Origin of the sequence: Saccharopolyspora sp. NPDC047091 (assembly GCF_040643635.1) — a bacterium.
Lineage (GTDB): Bacteria > Actinomycetota > Actinomycetes > Mycobacteriales > Pseudonocardiaceae > Saccharopolyspora_C.
This window is the reverse complement of sequence record NZ_JBEYUS010000009.1, coordinates 111,893-130,834: the sequence shown is the minus strand read 5'-3', so window position 1 is coordinate 130,834 and position 18,942 is coordinate 111,893. Positions and strand designations below refer to the sequence as shown.

Here is an 18,942-nt window from a genome sequence, read left to right as displayed (position 1 = left end):
CCCGGTCTTACCCCGATCGGAGGTTCCGGTGCGCGGCCAAACCCTCACGAACCGGCCGTTCCCGGCTCGGCGGATCCGGCGGATCCGGCAGTTCCAGCGGGTCCGGCAGGCCCGGCGGGTCCGGCAGGCCCGGCGGGTCCGGCAGGCCCGGCGGGTCCGGCAGGCCCAGCCGGTCCAGCGGCTCCGGCGGGCTCGGCGGGTTCGGACTGCTCGTCGGCGAGCGCGTGGCGGAGCTCGTCGGCGCCGAGCCGCACCGAGGCCTCCCCGCCCGGGTTGAACAGCACGTCCACGCCCTCCACGGGCAGCAGCGCGACGAGCCGCTCCACCTCCATCTCCTGCCAGGACTCGACGGTGAGCCGGTGCGCGTGCGCCAGCGAGGTCAGCACCAGCACCGAGGGCACCCCGTCGGGGGCGCGGGTGACGATCGCCGAACCGTCCTCGTCCAGCGCGAGGCACACCAGCGCGCCGGGCAGCGAGGCGACGAACTCGTCGGCGGTGGCCTCCCCGCGGGCGGCGAGGCGCAGCCGCGCGTCCAGCGGGTCGGTCGGCAGGTCCGGGCTCGACGGCCGGTAGGCGTGGTTCGGGGCGAACCGCTCGGCGATGCCGCCGTCGTCGACGTACCAGGCGCCGACGATCGCCTCTTCCGGAACCGGGTCGTCGGGGTGTGCCGGCTCGTAGTTCGGGTCGATGAGCATCGCCCAGTGCTCGCCGGTGTCCTCCCGCGCGGCCTCGGCGCTGTCGGTGTCCGCCACGGCGGGGTCCTCTCGGTTCGTGGTCACGGTCGGCTCGCCCTGCTCCGGGCCGGTCCGGTCACGGCCGGGCGAACGGGGCAGGCGCGGTCGGCGCGGGCTCGGCGAGGACGTCCTTCAGCGCGGCGGCGACCACCCGCATCGACGCCGGGGCGCCCGGGTTCAGCAGCACGTCCACGCCCTCGGCGGGCAGCGAGGCGGCCAGGTCGGCGGCGCTGATCTCCTGCCAGCTCGGCACGTCCAGCGGCCGCGCGTGCACCGGGGACGTCGCCACCAGCACCGAGGGCACCCCGTCCGGTGCAGGCGCCACGATCGCGGCGCCGCGCCCGTCGAGGGCGATGCCGAACATCGCGTCCCGCATCGTCTCGATCGCCGCGCGTTCCGGCTGCTCGCCGCGCACCACCAGCTGCACGGCGGCGTCGACCGGGTCGGTCGGCGAGTCCTCGCGGGACGGCAGGTAGCCGGGGTTCGGCTGGAACGGCCCGACGGAACCGCCGTCCGCCAGCACCCAGGCGCCGACCACGGCCTCCGGCGGGGCGGGCTCGTCGTCGGATTCGGGCTGCCAGGCCGGGTCGACCAGCAGCACCCACTGGCGGTCCTCGCCGTCCGGCGGGGTCTCGTCTCGCATCAGGAGTCCTTCGATCGGGGTCGCCCCGCGACCCACCTTATCCGTGCCGTTGCGCGCCCGACCTGCTGTGCCCGCTCCCGGGCTAGCTCCCGGCGCCGCGCTTCTTGGCGATGTTCTGCATCCGGTTCTTGAAGGTGTTCTCCGGCATGAGCAGGTACTGCGCGATCGAGTTGATCGAGATCTTCTTCTCGTCCTCGTAGACCATCGCGTGCAGCACGTCCTCGAACGCCTCGGTGAACTTCACCTTCTTCGAGTCCAGCTTCTTCGGGTCGCGGCCCTCGTTCGCCGCGGCCCGCTTCTCGGCCTCCCACATGGCGCGGAACTCGGCGGGCATGGCGGTGTCCAGGCGGGACTCCGCGCCCTGGATGTTCTCGACGCGGTAGGCCAGCTTGCGGGTCGCACCGCCGCCGATCTTGTCCAGCTGCTTGTCCATCGCGATCGTGGTCATCCGGAGGCGCTCGGAGATCCGGGGCTTGAGCTCCGGGGTCTCGTCGAGCAGCTCCTTGATCTTGTGCCGCAGCTCGTCGGGGAACTCCAGCTTGAACTTGCCGCCGCGCGGCGGGCGGGCCTCGACCTCGCGCCAGAACGCCTCGCCCGCCGCGTGCTCCAGCTGCGGGGCGACGACGGCGTCGAAGTGGGCCTGCTCGCGCTGCTTGCGCACCGCGCTGGGCTCCTTGAGCTCGGGTGCCTCGGCGCCCGCCCGGTTGCCGATCCGCAGGTGCCGGGTGTGCGAGACCAGGTCGGTGATGGCCGCGTCGTCCTCGGCCTCGCTGCTGGAGGGCGTGTCCACCATGCCCTGGATGTCGGAGTCCGGCGGGAACTCCAGCACCGGCTCGCCCTGGGTGTCGCGCGTCTTCTCCGGGACCGAGTAGCGCTGCTGCTCGCCGCCCTCGGCGCCGCGCTCGACGTCCTGCAGGCCGGGCGCGGAGTTCGCGGGCGCGGGACGGGTGTGCTTCGGCGCGGACATGTACATCACGCGTTCCGGATCGCCCAGCCCGCGCCGCAGGTGGTCGCCGAGGTCCGGGCCGTTCGACTCGTCGTACCCGGCGAGGTGGCGCACCCCGGTCTCCAGCGACTCCCGGTAGTAGTGGTTGCCGCGGTCGTTGAACCGCAGGTCCAGGCCGACCTTGTCCCGGAAGTAGCGCAGCAGCGACCGGCACGGGTCGCAGGGGCGCTTGGTGCCGCGGATGTGGGTGGGGCCGCCCTGGGCGTCCGCGGTGATCCCCGCGTTCTGCAGCAGCTGGAGCAGCTTCTGCTCGGCGTGCATCTTGCCCACGCCCTCGCCGTCGTGCACCAGGTACGCGTAGCCAGCGTAATCGTCGTCGTCGGAGAGCAGCTGCGCCAGGTAGTCGCGGTAGGCCGGGTCGTTCGCCTTGTCGTTGGAGACGTCGACCAGGCGGATGTGCGAGGCCTCGCGCAGCGCCTGCAGCGTCTCGTTGTCCCGCTTGAACACTTCCTTCCCGGAACCGTCCACTTCCATCGCCCGGGTGTCGGGGGTGAGGCCCTCCCGCACCTTCAGCATGGCCTGCCGGTCGCGGCGCCGGCGCTCGATCTCGCGCAGCGCCTTGCCACCGGGCAGCTGGGCGGACTCGTCGGTGCCGTCGACGGTGCGGCGGCGCTTGCCGCTCGGGTCGTCGACGACGGAGACGCGCTTGCCGGGGCCCTTCTTCGGCGGCGCGGCCGGGGGAGCCTCGCCGTCGCTGTCCGCACCGGCGCGGCCGGGTTCGCCGAAGTCCTGCTGCACCAGCCGCTGCAGGGCGTCGCTGCCGCCCAGGTCCGCGTCGCGGCCACCGCCGCCGAGCTCGTTCAGCACGTCGTGCAGCCGGAAGACGGACCGGTTGTAGTTGCTGGCGAAGACCAGGTGCCCGTTGTGCAGCATGGTCTGGAGCTCCTGCTCGGCGATCGCGGCCGGCGTCTTCCGCCCGTCCGCGGCCGGGGCGGTGTCCCCTTCCCGCGCGCGCTGCTCCGCGTCGACGACCGCGTTGAACATCTGCCGGTCGAGGTGCCGCAGGCTCTGCCCGGTCCGGTCGCCCTCGTAGCTGCGGGCGTAGCGGATCACCACGTCCTTGGTGACGCGGCCCCACTGCTTCTTGTTCTGCTTGCAGGTGCAGGCCTTGGCCGCCTTGTCGACCTCGGCGATGATCGCCTCCCGGCCGGGCCGCGGACCGCGGGGGGCGCTGGGGCCGCCGTCCTCGCCGAAGGACATCGAGTGCTCGGCGGGCGTGCGCTCGGGGCCGGCGGACGTCGAGCTCCGGCGGGGCTCGTCCTTCGAGCCGTGGCCGGCGAACGACGCCAGCTCGGCCGCCGAGTAGCGGGTTCCCTCGTGCAGCACGGTCTTCTCGGTGCCGTCGTCGAGCCTGCTGCTCACCCAGCCCTTGTTGTCCACGACGGACACGAGCGGCCTGCGCCCGGTGACCGTCAGGTCCAGCACGTCGCGGGCCGCGATGACCTCGTTGCGCACCGACATCGAGCGCAGTTCGCGCACCGCGGAGGAGAAGGTGCTGCCGCCGTCGCCGCCCGCCTTGCACACGGTCAGCAGGTAGGGGCTGTGCGGGTTCGCCCGGCGCATCTCCCGGAACTCGGGGGTCTGCGCGAGGGTGCGGACGTAGTCGGCGCCGCTGACCCGGACCTTGTGCTCGACGCCGTCCCGGTTCACCAGCACGCCGACGTGGTGTTCGCTGCCGTGCCCGCCGAGCATGTTCGGGCCCGCGTCCACGACCTTGCGCTGCCCGGTGGCCGGGTCGGTGACCTCGATCTTCGTCGGGGTCCACGGGGCGTCGACGAGCCGCCGATTCGGGTCGTGGGTGTCGAGCTTGCGCGGCTCGGACGCGGAGGTCTTGCTGAACTCCTCGTCCGGCCGGGTGCGGGCGACCTGCGGCATCGAGTCCGCCTGCTCGGCGAGGACCTTGAACGGGTTCACCACGAAGTTCGGCCTGCGGTCCGTGCCGGTGAAGTCGATGGCGGTGGTGCGGCCGCCGCCTTCGTCACCGGTGCGGTACCCGGCGCGGTGCACCTCGTGCGGGAAGAACTCGAACGGGTTGCCGTCCAGGTCGGTGCCGCGGATCGGGGCGTCGGCGTCCGGAATGTGCGAGCTGCGCGGCAGTTCCGATTCGAAGAACGCGATGTTCGCCACGTTGCCCGCCGAGTACCGACCGTGCGCGCTGCCGGTGCCGTCGGCGCGGGTCGTGGTGAACCCGGCGTTGTCGGCGGCGCCGAGGCGCCCGTCCGGCAGCTGGCCGACCTTGCCGCCGGTGGAGATGACGGAGCTCTGGAAGCCCTGCGCGGTGAGCCCCTCCACGACCTCGGCCGGAGCCACGTCGTCGGCGAGCAGCGCGAGGTGCGCGCCGCGGTTCAGGAACCCGTTCGCGGCGGGGATCTGCCCGATCACCGCGGCCAGCGCGTCGCCGCGCAGGAACGCGTGGCGCCCGCCGACCAGCGGGACCTGGAACCCGCGGTCGGTGTTCGCGACCTCGGCGTAGAACTTGGCGCCCTTCGGCAGCGCGGTCTCGTGGCCGGGCCGCTTCTCGTGCCCGGCGGCCTGCTCGACGGTCTCGCCCGGCATGGTGGCCACGACCCGGTCCGCGTCGCCGTCGAGCCGGAACTCCGGCCGCCCGAACGCGACACCGAGGCCGGATTCCCCGCTGGTCGGGCGGTAGCCGATCTGGTCGATGGGCAGCGTCACCGGCCTGCCCTGCTCGTCCTGCGCCCGCACCGACACGTTCGGGTTCAAGTACTCGGTGCTCAGCGGCACCGGCCCGGCGCCGCGGTGGTTGTGCCCGCCGCTGGAGATCTTCGAGCGGAACGGCAGCGTCTCCAGCTCTTCGTCGGAGTACCGGGTGTGCGGGTAGGAGTTCTGCACGATCTGGCCGTCGGCGGCGACGTAGGCGGACACCCAGCCCTTGTTGTTCGCGACGCCGATGGTGGCGCCCTTCCAGTCCTTGTCCTCCAGCTTGATCATGCTGATCGTGTCGGCACCGGTGAAGAAGCGGTTCGGCATGCTGAACCGCTTCGCCATCTCCATCATCTTCGGCAGCACCTTGGCGCCCTCGGCCCCGGCCTCGCAGACGGTCACCGCGAACTCCACGCCGGGGTTGGCGGCGTAGAGGTCCTGGAACTCCTTCTGCTGCACCAGCATGTAGATGAACGAGCTGCCGGGCAGCCACATCTCCAGCTGCTGGTCGCCCCGCTTGATGTGCATGGTCATCTCTTCGGCGTTGCCGTGCGAGCTCAGCAGCGCCGGGCCGGTCCGGACGGTCTTGACCTTGCCGGTCGTCACGTCCAGGACGTTCCGGCGTTCCAGCTGCCACGGCAGCGCCGCGAGCCGGGCCGTCGGGTCGTATTCCGGGGACAGCTTCGGCAGCCGGTGCACGAGCTTGTCGGAGATGCCCTCGCCGGGGCGGGTGCGCACGACCCGGGTGAAGCCGTCGAGGTCGGCGGCGATCGCCGCGTCGGTGCGGACCTCGTGCTTCTCGCCGACGAACGACAGGCCGTTGACGCGCCAGACCCCGCCGGCCCGCGTGGTGAACGCCTTCGGCCGCGCCTCGCTCGGCGTGATCCAGTACTCCTTCCAGTTCTTGTCCGTGACCTTGATGGCCTTGTCGTGGTCCGGGATGAACTCCGCGTTCGGCAGGTAGCGCTCGAAGAACTTGATGTTGCGGACGTTGCCCTTGGAGTACACGAACTTCGAGCTGCTGCTGCCCGGGCCGTAGCGGCTCCAGCCCTCGTTGCCCGCGACGCCGAACCGGCCGTCGGTGAGCTGGGTGACGTCGCCGCGCGGCCGCAGCACCTCGCCCTGGAAGCCCTCCTCGCGCAGCTGCGCCAGCACCCCGGACACCTTGGCGCGCGGCGAGCTCAGCACGACCACCGACAGCGGGACCGGGTCGCCCGCGGAGTTGCGCTCCCGGTTGAACGCGCGGAAGTCGTTGACGCGGGACACGATCGCGCCGAGCGTCTCCTGGCTGATCGTCACCGGCGTGCCGTCGCGGAGCCTGATCTCGTAGCCCTCGCCCGCGCGCGCCGCGTCCACGAAGAACGCGTTACCGTCCAGCTGCACGTCCCCGGGACGCGTGGTGTGCGCCGCCGCGTCGACCACCCGCTCCCCCGGCAGCGTCGCCACGAACCGGTCGGAGGACTCGGTGAGCGAGTAACCGGTGCGGCGGAACGAGATGCCGCTGCTGTAGTCCCCGCTCGACGGCATGATCTCGTAGTCGATCTGGCTCAGCGGGATGCCGAGCTTGCGGCCGCGGTCGTCCCGCCCGAAGATCTTCGACCGCGGGTCGGAGAAGTCCGAGGCGATCGGGACGGTGGTGCCCGGCGTGGCGGCGTGGTCGTAGCCGCTGGACGCCGGGTAGTGCGAGCCGCTGCCGTAGCCCTGCGGGTACTGGTAGTGGCTGCCCCGGCCGTAGCCCTGCGGGTAGTAGTTGTCCGCGAACCGCATCGAGACGTCGAGGTCTGCGTCGGACGCGCGCCGCTCGCCCGGGAGGTGCTCCTCGGCGTCGAAGAACTCCTCGGAATCGGCGTCGCGGCCCGCGCGCTGCTCGGCGTCGCGGCCCGCGGACTCGGCGGCGTCGCGGCCCGCGGGCCGGTCGGAGTCGAGCCGTGCGGTCCGCTCGGACGCCGGGTCGCGCGGGGCGGTCTCCTCGCCATCGCGCGGGACGGACTCGTCGCCGTCGCGCGGCGCGGTCCTCTCGCCGTCGCGCGGCGCCGAACCGTCCTCGGCGTCGAAGAACTCGTCCGCGTCGGTGGTCGAGCCCTCGTCGTCCTTCTTCGGCGGTTCCAGGCCCATCGCGCGCAGCCCGTTCGCGTCGGTGCGCACGTAGACGGTGTCCTGCGCGGTGCGCGGCGTGCTCCACTCGGCGGGCGCCTCGCCCCGGTACTCGGGGGTGACGGTCCACTCGGTGCGCGCCTCGACGAGGTACACCTCGCCGTCGGAGAGCGTGATGTCCTCGGTCTTCTTCCCGCTGAGGGTCGCGGCGTCGGTGCGCTGCCAGCTCATCGCGGGCCCGCGGCCGAACACCTCGCCCATCTCGGTGATCGCGGTGCCCGGTTCCCAGCTCGATCCCGGCTTCGGCCGCGGGAACAGGGTGAGCGGCGCCGAGACCATCGCGGTGTTCCACATCGGACCCGCGGAGCGCTCGTCGCCCGCCGAACCGCGGGTGACCTCGGTCTTGTTGATCTCAAGCCCTTCCAGCGGCGTGTAGCCGGCGGGCGTGACCCGCGCCTGCTTCAGCTCCGCGTGGAAGGTCAGCGCGCTCAGCGGATGCCGCTGCCCGGCCGCGGTCCAGTGCCGCGCGTCGTGGTCCAGGCCCTCGATCCGGTAGCCGGACTCCTCCAGCGCCGCGGGCAGGTGCGCCGACAGCGCCGAGGCGTTCGCCCCGGTGTTGATGGCCTGCCGGGCCGAGGTGGCCTCGGCGGGCACGGCGGGCGGGGTGCTCACGTGCTCGCCGGTCGGGACGCCGTCCACGACGTCGCGGACCAGCCCGGCGACCTGGCGGGCGCCGACCCGCGAGTAGTGCGCCTCCGGGAAGCCCGTCACCGGCTGGGATTCGCGCTCGCCCGGCTTGCTCTCGCCCTCCGGGTGGTAGCTGCGCACCGCGTCCGGGATCGGGTCGAGCCGCACGGTCGTGGTCTGCACGCCCGGCATCGCCCAGTCCACCAGGCCGCCGGTGAGCGAGCGGGCCGCGTGGTTGGCGTGCGAGGTCTTGCGGACCTCCAGCTCCAGTTCGATCGGGTGGCTGAACCGGGCGATGTCGCCGTTGGTGAACTGCGAGGTGGTGCGCTCGCGGACCGACTCCGCGGTGCGCTTGGTCGTCTCCGCCAGCGAACCGGTGGTCTGCGCGCCGGTGCCGACCGACCGCGCGATCTGCTGGTTCGTGTAGATCGGGCTGCGCACCGAGAAGTTCACGTTGTGCGAGCGGCTGGCCGAGGAGCTGCTGCCCTCCGTCGTGGTGGCCTTCGTCTGGTGGTTGTCCGACCAGCCCTCGTCGGTCCCGTCGAAGCGGCCCTCGCCGATCCGGGCGCGCAGTGCCAGCGTCACCCGGGACGACCCCAGCGGGCCGTCCACCGAGGTGGACCACTCCTTGCCGAGGCCCACCAGGTCCGGTAGCAGCCGCGCCACCCCGCTCGGCGAGACCTCGCCGAGCACCTGCTGGGCCAGCTCCTCGGACGCGACCCGGTGCCCGGCGCCGTAGGCGACGTGCCGCACGCCCTCCGCGATCCCGGAAGTGAGGAAGCGGGTGAAGCGGGCCAGGTCGGAGCGCGGCACCACGTCCGGGTCGACCTTGAGCAGCGCGTCCTTGATCTGGGCGACGAGGCGTTCGGTGACCTCGGGGCGCACGCTCGGGGAGGCGTGGCCGTCGAGGGTGATCGCGGGGGCGCGGCGGCTCTCGGCCGGGTCCTCGGTGCGGTTCTGCTCGTCCTCGGTGCGGTTCCGCTCGTCGTCGGTTCGGTTCTGCTCGTCCTCGGTCCGCGCCTGCTCGTCCTCGGTCCGCGCCTGCTCGCCCTCGGTCCGCGCCGCGGTGTCCGCCGGGGAGCGGGTGCCGTCCGCGCCGTCGCGCTCGCCGGTCGCGCCGTCCTCGTCCCGGGCGGCCCGGTCGGCCCCGTCCTCGCGGGCACCGCCGTCCTCGCGGGTCGCGGCCGCGTCCCGGCCGGACTCGGCGTTCGCACGGGCGTCGGCCTTCGCCTGCTCGTGCCCGGCGTCCCAGCCCGCGGGCAACCCGATCTGGTCGATCTCCGCGGCAGGCACCCACACCTGCACCGAATCCCGCCGGTGTGCCTCGGAGTGCTGCCAGTCGCCGACGCGGCGGCCGTCGTACGGGCCGGCGCCGGTGTGGTCGACGTCGCGGGCCGACAGCAGCGTCGTCGTGTCGAAGGTGACCAGGTAGGCCGGGCCGTCGTAGGTGGTCGTGGTCGTGTGCTCGTGCTCCTGCTTGAACGACTCGCCCTCGACGTCGTAGCGCGAGTAGCCGTAGCCGGTCTGCGGCAGCAGGTAGAACTTCTTGATCGGCGCCGCGCTGATCCGGCCGTTGCCGAACGTGTAGTCGTTGCGGGTGCGGTCCGCGCCGTGCCCGGTGGAGCCGGTGGTCTTGCCGATGAACGTCAACGTCATCTTCGTCGGTGGGCCCGAGACGCGCGGGTTGCTCAGCGCCACCTGCATCGCGGCGTCGCCGACCCGGTTGCGGAAGCTGAAGAACTCGCCCTCGGCGTAGCGGTGCACCGGCGTGCGGTAGGTGCCGGTCGTGACCCGGTCCAGGTTCACCGCGACCGAGTCCTCGCCGGTGAACGCGTGCACCTGCTGCTCGGCCACCTGCGCGCCCGCCGGGCTCTCGCCGAGCAGGTGGCCGGTGATGCGGCCGGCGCGACCGGGGGTCAGGTCCAAGCCGTGCACCGCGAAGTGGTCCGGCAGCGAGGCGGGCTTCCAGCCCTCGGGCCGCCGCGGGCTGTCGTGCCCGACCTGGTGGAACCCGCTGCCGCCCTCGGCGTCGGTGTCGGTGGTGAGCTCGGTGTCGGCGGTGCTGTTGGTGTCGGCGGTGCTGTCGCTGTCGGTGGTGCTGTCGCTGTCAGTGGACGTGTCGTCGGCGCTGTTGCGGTCGTCGGCGCTGTCCTGATCGGCGGCGCTGTCGCGGTCGGCGGCGGTGTCCCGATCGACGGCGGTGTCGCGGTCGGTGACCGTGCCCTGATCGACGGCGCCGTCGCGATCGGTGGCGCCGTCGCGGTCGAGGCCGGGCTCGGTGAGGCGGGTGCGGCCGCTGCGGTAGGTGGTGGCCTCGCCGCCGCGCACGGTGAAGGTCTCCGCGACGCCCTTGCCGTGCAGGGACACCTCGTAGTCGACCTGGCGCGAGTGCGAGCTGAACTTCGTGCCCGCCCAGCCGAAACCGCGGCCCTGCCCGCTGGAGGACTCCAGGGTGCGCTGCTCGCCGCCGAAGGAGCGGTTGTAGCCGCCGGTGAACTCAAGGGTCCGGTTGATCCGCGAGGAGCCGACGCCCGCGCGCACCCCGGAGCTGCCGCCCGCGGTGGTGGCGCCGCGGACCGTCTCGGAGTGGTCGATGCGGCTCTTCTGCTGGAGCTCGCCGCGCAGCGTGGCCTCGCCCCAGCCGGAGCCGTCGGCGTTCCGGTCGGTGTCGGGCGTGTAGCGGCGGGCGGCGCTGCTGCCGTCGCTCTCCGCGGCGCGCCCGGCGGGGGCGTCCACGTCGGTGACGGTGATCGTCGGGATCCCCGCCGGCTCGGCACCGTCGAGCTCGGCGCCGTCCCGTTCAGCGCCGTCCCGTTCAGCACCATCCCGCTCGGCCCCGTCGAGGTCGGCCCCATCGCGCTCGGCACCCGACGGCTCGCCACCGTCCCGGTCGATCGGCGGCTCCCCGTCCCAGGCCGTCCACGCGTGCTCGACCGGGTCGACGGCGCGGACCACGACGCGCAGGAAGTCGTCCGGGATCCCGGCCCGCGCGCTGTCGCCGCGGCCCAGCAGGAACGACATCCCGTCGCCGTTGAGCTCCGGCGAGTGCGCCAGCAGTCCGCGCGCGGACAGGAAGTGCGACAGCGCCACCTCGTTGTCGGAGACGCGCACGTTCCGGCTCGTGCCCGCGAAGTCGCGCACCACGTCCGCCGGGAGCCGGTCCCGGACGGACTCCCGCAGCCGGTCGGCGTCGGGGAAGTGCGTCTCGGCGGCGCCGATCACCTTGTGCGGGGAGAACGGCGCTTCGTTCGCCTCGTCCGGGTGGCCGGCGTCCTCGGCGTCCTTCGCCGCGTCGGTCGCCGGGTCGTCGGCGAGCGTCCAGGTCGTCGCGCCCTCCGGCACGTGGTGGGTGCGCTCCAGCACCTGCCCGTCGTCGAAGCGGACGGTGATGTCGTAGTCGAGGTCGCTGGCGACGCCGTGCAGCCTGCCGCTGCCGAACCAGGTGGTCGCCGCGGTGTTCTCCGTGGTCAGCACCGACGAGCGGTCCTGGCCGCTGGAGCGGAACGCGCGCCCGTCGAAGCGCAGGTCCAGCCGGTCGCCGTGCACGTAGCTCGGCTGGTGCGTGTCCGGGTTGTCGAACAGGCTCCAGCTGAAGCCGAGGCCGAGACCGGCGTTCACGTTGAACGGCTGGGTGGAGCCGACGGTGTGCGAGGCCTCGTGCTTGTAGCCGCGGCCCTGCTCGGTGAGCATCGTCTTGCCGGGTTCCTCCGGCGCCTCTTCCGGCGCCGTGCGGAAGGAGTCCGCCGAGTCGCTGCCTGCCCGGGACGCGGTCTCCGGGTCCGGCTGCAGCGGGGCGGCGAACCCGCGGCCGCCGCTCTGGCGCAGCCGGATCTCGACCTGCGCGGTGCGGCGTCGCCCGGCGCTGTTGTGCGTCTCCAGCGCCTTGGTGATCGTCGTGCCGTCCAGCACGTCGTTGCCCAGGTGCGAGAGGTTCTTGCCGCCGCTGAGCTCCAGCAGGTCGTTGCGCACCGGCGAGTTGAGCGTGCCCGGCGAGTCCCGCCAGTCCGGGTGCTCGCCCACCACGTCGGTGAGCACGTCGAACAGCGCCGGGTCGCCGCGCACGAAGGTGGCGCGCGGGCCGCCGTTCGCCTTGGCCGCCGCCGGGTCCAGCTCGGTGAAGATCTCCGGCATGCTCAGCTCCGCGCCACCGGGCCGGCTGCCCGCGAGCACCGAGGTGTCGTCCGGGTACCGCACCACGACCTCGTGCACGAGGTCGTGGGTGCTGCCGGACCAGGTGTTCGGCGGCGTGTAGCTGGCGCTGTGCTCCAGCTCGGTGGTGTCGGAGTGCATCCAGGACGAGGTCGGGGTGGCGCCGCGGAAACCGACCGTCGGGTCGATGGTGCGGACCGGGAACCGGGTGCCCAGCGGCAGCGACAGGAAGTGGGTGAACCCGCCGTCGCGGCGCGGTGCGGAGGCCTTGGCGCCGGTGGTCTTGCCGTAGGCGCCGCCCGCGACGACGTCGGTGCCGTGCGCGAAGTCCTGCTTGCCCTCGGTCGGCGTGCCGGTGGCGTCCGGCGCGGTGTCGTCGGCGGTGCTGAGCCGCACGTGGACCTCGACGGCGGCCGCGCCGTGGCCGGACCGCAGCCGCAGGCCCTCGTGGGTGAGGGTCTTGAAGTCGTCCTTGAGCGCGATGTCGGAGAGGCCGTCGAGCAGCGCCTCGACCCGGTCCGCGGGCACGCCCGCGCCCTCCAGCTCGGCCCGCACGTCGTGGCGCACCGCGGTGCCGTCGATCTTGTCGGCGATGACCGCGTTGTGCCGCACCAGGTCCGCCACCAGCTGGGTGCGCTCGGTGCGGGGGCCCTGCAGCGGCGCGGTGCCGTCGATGTCGATCACGGCGTCGCCGGTGCGGTCGCTCGCCTGCTCGCGCCCCGGGGTGCCCGCGCGCTCGGTGCCGTCGAGGTCGCGCGGCAGCGCGCCGATCGGGGTCGGATCGGAGTCGGCGGCACGCAGGTGCGCCCGCGGGGGCGGGGTGGGCAGACCGGCCTCGGCCGGGTCGGTGCGCGGAGTGTCGCGCGCGGTCTCCCCCGCGAGTTCCGCGGTCTCGCGGGCGGGTTCGCCGGCGCGGTCCTGCTCGCGGGTGGTGTCCCGGCCGGTGCGGGTGTCCGCCGATTCGGTCCGGGGGTGCTCCGACGCGATCTCCGCGGAGTCCTCGGTCCGCCCGCCCTCCGGCTCGGTCCGCGAGTTCTCGGGTTCGACGCGCGCGTTCTCCTGGTCCGGGCGGGAGTTCGCCACGTCGGTGCGCGAGGTCTCCGACTCCGCGCGGAGGCCTTCCGGCTCGGCGGGGTCGGCGTCGCTGCGGGTGGACTCGTCGCCCCGTTCGGTGCGGGCGGACTCGTCGCCCACGTCGCTGCGGGTCGACTCCTCGCCCGGTTCGGTGCGGGTCGACTCGGCACCGTCCCGGTCGGAGCGCGCGGCCTCCGGCTCCGGGTCGGAGGACCGGTCCGGCTCGGAGTCGGTGCCGTCCCGCTCCTCCCCGGCCGGGCCGTCGGCGTCCTCGGCGTCCTCCGGGTCCCGGGCGGGCGGTTCCCCGTCGGAGCCCTGGTCCGGTTCGTCGTCGTCGCGCGGCGGGCCGCCGTCGTCGGAGGACGTGCCCTCGTCCTCGTCCGGCAGCAGGCGCGGCGAGACCTCCGCCCACTTGTCCTCCGCCCAGCGGGCGAACGCCTCCCCGTCGAACCGGGTGGAGCCGTTGAACATCGGGTCGTGCATCACGAAGACCTGCGCACCGTCGTGCTCGGCGGCGCGCACGAAGACCCCGTGGCCGGTGGTGAAGACGACGGCGCCGTGGCGCTCGGCGATCCGCTGCCAGAAGTCGGCCCGGCCCTCGGCGGTGGCCAGGTGCCCGGCCAGCGGTGCCGATCCCCCGCGACCCGCGGTGTGCGCGTCGTGGCCGCCGAACGGCGAGGCGTCCGGTTCCAGCGCGAACTGGGTCCGCAGCGCCTGCGTGTAGGTGGCGGCGTCGACACCGGTGAGGCGGCGGCGGAGCCGGTCCACCACGGCCAGCGGCGCGGCGAGCACCCCGCTCAGCGCCCACTGGCCGGGGAACAGCTGCCGGGTCAGCACCGGCGGGGTGTCGCGCAGCGAGGCGCCGGAGAGCTTCTGCATGGTGCGCGACCACCGGTCGGTCAGCTCGGCCCACTCGGCGCGGTCGCCGTCTTCGCGGACCAGCCGCAGGGCGTCGGCCCGGAGCCCGGCGAAGGCCGCCTTCGACTCGTCGACGCGGCTGCGGACCATGTCCTCGTAGCTGCGCCCGGTCAGGTTCTCCCAGCGGGAGCGCTGGTCCGGGTGCACCTTCGCGAGGTCGTGCAGCGTCGCGTCGGCGACCCCGCGGCCGACCTGCAGCAGCCCGGCCAGCGTCGGCACCGACGCCCGCACCTCGGAGTTGACCGCCGCGCTCAGGCAGGTGTTCAGGAACAGCTGCCGCTCGTTGCCGGTGGCGCCGAACCAGGAGTTCAGCAGCGCCTCCGGGTTCGCCAGCAGCACGCTGAACAGCGGCTCGGCCAGCGTCGCCTGCCGCGCGGGCGAGTTCAGCGCCAGCAGCCCGAGCCGGGCCAGCCGCGCCGGCATCGGCTCGTCGGCGCGGTAACCGATCTCGGTGAGCTCCTGGCCCGCGGTGCGCAGCGGGTCGAGGCCGACGCGCAGCGCCTGCTCGGCGTCGACGAGCAGCTGGTCCAGCCGGGACGGGGTGATCGGGCGCAGCGGTGCCCGCTCGGTCCGGCTGCGGGACAGCTCGGTGGTGTGCACCGGCACGGCCGTGGCGGCCAGCACCGCGTCCGCGACCAGCGAGCGCAGCTCCTGGCGGCGGGCGTCGTCGGGCAGCGCGTCGATCCGGGAGCCCAGCCTGGCCAGCAGGTCCGGGGTGCCCGCGTTGAGGGCGTGCCGCTCCAGCGCGGCGGGGTCGCCGAACGAGGTGAGCTCGGCGGCCCGATCCCGCACCTGCTGCTCGGGCAGCGCGAGCTCCGGCGGCACGACCGCGTCGTAGCCGTGCTGGGCGTCCTCCGCCGGGGTGCGCGCCGGTTCGGTGCGCGGTTCGGTGCTCGGCGGCGGGTCGCCTTCGAGGCGGGTGAACGGCGAGACGTCCCGAGACTCCGCGCCACCGCCGTCGCGGGTGCGGCCGCGGCTCTCGTCGAACAGGTTCTCGGCGGCGGCTTCCAGCCCGGCCTGCACCCGCGAGTCGTAGCGCTCCCGCTGCGGCTCGTACGACTGCTGCCACCGGGACGTCGGGTCGGTGCTGAGCGCGCGGTGCGGCTCCGGCCCCAGGTAGCGCTCGGCGAGCGCGGCCATGTCGGCGGCGAAGTCGGCGCCCGCCTGCGGGATGTCCGGCAGGTCGGCGTGCACCTCGGTGGGCGGCTCGCCGGGGGCGAACCGGATCAGCGGCTCGTGGCCCGGGTCGTGGCCCCGGTTGATCGTGTCGAAGATCGTCGCTTCGTAGGTGGCGCGGCGCGGGTTCCAGTAGCGGTGCGCCCCGTGCTGCACGCCCATCTTCCGGGCGATCAGCTCGCGCACCATCTCGTGGTAGCGGCCTTCCGGCAGCACCCGGCCGTCCTCGGCGGAGCGGATGTTGAACACGTCGTGGTCGCCCGCCACCGGCACGTCCTGGGCGGTGCCGTCCTCGGTGAGACCCGAGTTGGTGCGCACCACGCCGTCCTCGACCCAGTACTGCTTCGCGAGGTCCTTCATGGTGCCGAACAGCTCGCGGTACTCGGTGAGGCGCTGCTTCGCGCGCTCCCGCAGGCCGGGGGCCTCCGCCTCGGTGACGTCCTCCGGCAGCGTCGGCTCGAAGAAGCCGACCGCGCCCAGGCCGTGCTCCGGCGCGCCGAGCCGCACGTCCAGCCGGTTGATCGTCTTCGCCTTGATCTCCAGCGGCTTCGGGTACGCGCCCTCCTTGAGCAGCCGCACCGAGTCCGGGTTCGTCGGGCGCACGTCGACGACCAGCTGGTGCTCCTCGACGAACTCCTGGAACAGGCGCTGGTTCTCGGTGGTGATGCCGTAGGTGTGCTCGATCGCGTCGTCGGTCAGGTCGGGCGTCGGGTGCGACGGGCGGGACCAGTCCTGGCTGATGCTCCGCGGGACCATCGAGCGGGAGCGCTCCGGCGGTGCGAGCCGCTCGCGTTCGCGGCCCCGCGGTTCGTCCTCGGTGCGCGAGCCGTCGCGGGAGGCCTGCTCGTCCCGGGAGCTCTCGCCGTCCCGGTTCTCCCCGCCGTCCCGGCTCTCCCCGCTGTTCCGGGGGGTCGCGTCGTCGCGGCCGTCCTCGCCGTCCCGCGAAGTCCCACCGCGCTGCGAGGTCTCGCCGTTCTGCGAGCCGTCGGTGTCCTCGACCTCCACGCGCGGCACGCCGACCGGCTCGGCGTCGCCGTCCGCGCGGCGGGCCACCGGGGCCGGTTCGAGCCAGACCTCGACCCGGGTCGGGCCCTCGCCGTCCACGAAGTGCGGGGTGCCGCCCATGCCGAGCGCGGTCCGGCGCAGCCGCTCCGCGTCCGGCAGGCCGTACTGCGCCAGCCGCAGCGAACGGTCCACTTCGGACATCATCGCGGAGAAGTCCTGCGCGGAGCGGATGCCGACCTCGCCGGTCACCCGGTAGCGGGCGACCACCGGGGTGCCCTCGTCGTGCGCCCGCACGACCTCCCTGGCCAGCGAGTACAGCTTCGCGCGCTCCGCGGGCGGCAACTGCCCGCCGTCGCGGGGCAGTTCCAGCCGCTGGTCCGGGGTGGTGCCGCTGAGGCCGGGGTCGCGGCGAGCGGCGGCCAGCTCGGCGTCGTAGTGCTGCTTCGCCTGCCACCAGGCGGTTTCCGCGGCCTGCTCGGCCTCGGTGGCGGCGCGGAACGCGAACTCCTCGTCGGGGCGGGCGACCAGTTCCCCGTCCACGTCCGGCCCGAACGGGTCGGCGGCGCGGCGGGCGGCGCGGGCCTCGGACCACTCGCGGTCGCGGGCGGCGAAGTCCTCGGTGGCGCGCACCAGCGACTCGGGCAGCAGGTCGCCGCGGTCCGCGCGGCGCAGCACGTAGCCGTTCCCCGGGGCGAACTCGGCGTCGACGACGGCGGTGCGCTTGGTGGTGAGCGTGCCGGTCGGTTCGGCGACGATGCGGAACTCGGCGCCGTGCGCCCACGCGCTGGTGATCGAGCTCTGCTCGGGGCGCGGCCCGGGCGCGGGCAGCTCGCCGCCACCGGTCGACCCGGCGCCCTGCTGCTCGTGCTCCGCACCGGCGGCGCCCAGCGGCTCCATCGCCAGCGCCCAGTCGCCGGTGGCGCCGAACGGGGTGCGGCCGTCGGCGTAGGTCGCCGAGTGCGGGGCCTGCGGCACGCCGGCCGCCACGATCGGCACCGCCGCGATCATGTTCCCGTTGCCGGTGGCCACTTCGGTGTGCGTGGAACCGGTGGAGGTCGTGCTGCCGCCCAGCTGGATGCGTCCGCTGGCGCCGACCAGCTCGCCGTCGCCCGGCACCTTCGGGTGGACGGTCAGCTTCACGCCCAGGTCCGGGGGCAGGTCCAGCGGCACGCCCTCCGCGGAGTCCCGGTGCGCGTCCAGCAGCGCGGCGAGCCTGCTCGGGGTGAGCTCGGCGCGCAGCAGCGTCCGGAGGTGCGGGTCCACGTCGACGCGGGCGCCTTCCAGCGCCTGCTCGGCGGCGCCGACCAGGCCCGCGGTGTCGCCGTCGAAGTCGATCACGCGGTACTGCGCGGGATCGGTGGGCAGCGCCTCCGGGTGCCCGGAGCCGCGCCACTCGGACAGCGCCTCCGGGGTGGCGTCGGCGGCGGTGCGCGCGGTGACCACCGGCTTCCGGGAGCCGCCCTCGGGGGCGACCCGGGCGTCCTCGACGGCGCTGTGCGTGGTGACGGTGCGGGTGTCCGGGGCGGCCGCGACGCGCTCGCCGTGCCGCTCGATGCGGACGTCGAACAGCACCTCGGCCCGGTGCTCGGCGAGCGCGCCGCGCACCGACTCGGTGTGCTGGTGCTGGGTGGCCTCGTCCTGCTTGGACTCGCGGGTCTGCTTGAGCCACTCCAGGACGTGGATGCCGCCGAAGCCGAAGTTGCCGTACGGCGCGCCGTGCTTGGCGTTCGGGTCCGCCTCGGCCGAGTGCAGCGCCGACTCGTTCTGGAACATGCCCGCCGGCGCCATCATCGTCATGGCCTCGACGAGGACCCGGCTGAACTTGCGGGCGACGCTGGTGGTGAACGAGGACGAGGTGGCCTTGGACAGCTCGCCGTGCTTGATGCCGGTCAGCTCCGGTTCGCCGACCAGCGAGGCGTCCACCCGCAGCTCGAAGGTCTCGCCGCTGACCCGGAACTCCTGGCGGATCAACGAGGTCGCGCCGCCGTTGGCCAGGTCCTCCAGCGAGGCCTGCAGCTGCGACAGCGACCGCTCCACCTCGCGGTGGTTGTCGTGCGGCGTCTCCACCGAGGACGACGGCAGCAGCCGGTCCGCGTTCTCCTGGCCGACGGTGCGCACCAGCTGCTCGTACAGCGGCTGGATGCGGTCGCTGAGGTCGATCGCCTCGGTGACGCCGCCCGCCCAGCGCGGCGCGCCGAGCCGGACGCCGTCCGGCACCGCGCTGGTGCGGCCCGGCTCGGAGGAGCGGTCCGGCGGCGGGAGCTCCGGCGGGTCCTGCTCGGCCTGCTCGGCGGCGCGGCGCGCGTCCTCCTCGGCCTGCTTGATCCGGATCTCGTGCAGCTGCTCGTCGGTGACCAGCACCCGCACCGCGCCGGGCAGTTCGAAGCGCTCGGCGGCCGTGCCCGTCGGCTTCGGCTTCCGGAGGCGCCAGCGGTCCAGGTTGCCGCGGCGGATGGCCTCGGCGGCGACGGTGGTCTCCACCTTCGCGTTGATCAGGTGCATCCGGCGCGGTTCCTGCGCCAGCGCGCGCTCCGCGGAGACCTCGGTGCGGTGGCCGGCCTTCTTGCTGAAGCTGCCCATCCACAGGCTCAGCTCGTGCATGAACAGGCCGACGCCGTGCGCGGCCGTGCCCGGCGTGTGGTTCGAGGTCTCGCTGAACATGATCATCGCGGGTTCGACCGCGTTGGCGCCGGACCAGGTGCCGGTGACGTCCTGACCGGAGGAGGTCGCCCCCGTCGTGGACTGCTTCGGCTGCTGCCACTGGGTTTCCACGACCTCGGGGTCGCGCAGCA

General features: G+C 73.9%; 3 protein-coding genes (1 of these 3 running past the window's edge). All 3 read right to left on the bottom strand.

The features are described 5' to 3' along the window. Positions 1-44: 44 nt before the first annotated feature. Positions 45-779: a type VII secretion system-associated protein gene (locus tag ABZ805_RS07030; protein ID WP_358435572.1), complete on the bottom strand. Its 735-nt coding sequence runs from the start codon at positions 777-779 to the stop codon at positions 45-47. A 31-nt stretch (positions 780-810) separates the two neighbouring features. Beyond that, positions 811-1,377, bottom strand: a complete 567-nt coding sequence (locus ABZ805_RS07025; protein ID WP_358435570.1) for a type VII secretion system-associated protein — start codon at positions 1,375-1,377, stop codon at positions 811-813. A gap of 82 nt (positions 1,378-1,459) precedes the next feature. Further along, positions 1,460-18,942: the 3' end of a hypothetical protein gene (locus tag ABZ805_RS07020; RefSeq protein WP_358435567.1), read on the bottom strand. Its footprint extends 42,967 nt past the window's final position; 17,483 of the gene's 60,450 nt are visible here — the last part of the coding sequence; the start codon falls outside the window, past its right edge — the gene reads right to left on this strand; its stop codon occupies positions 1,460-1,462.

What these genes read in the sequence shown, in the direction of transcription:
- ABZ805_RS07025 (WP_358435570.1), bottom strand. Translation starts at nt 1,377, where the DNA reads ATGCGAGACGAGACCCCGCCGGACGGCGAGGACCGCCAGTGGGTGCTG.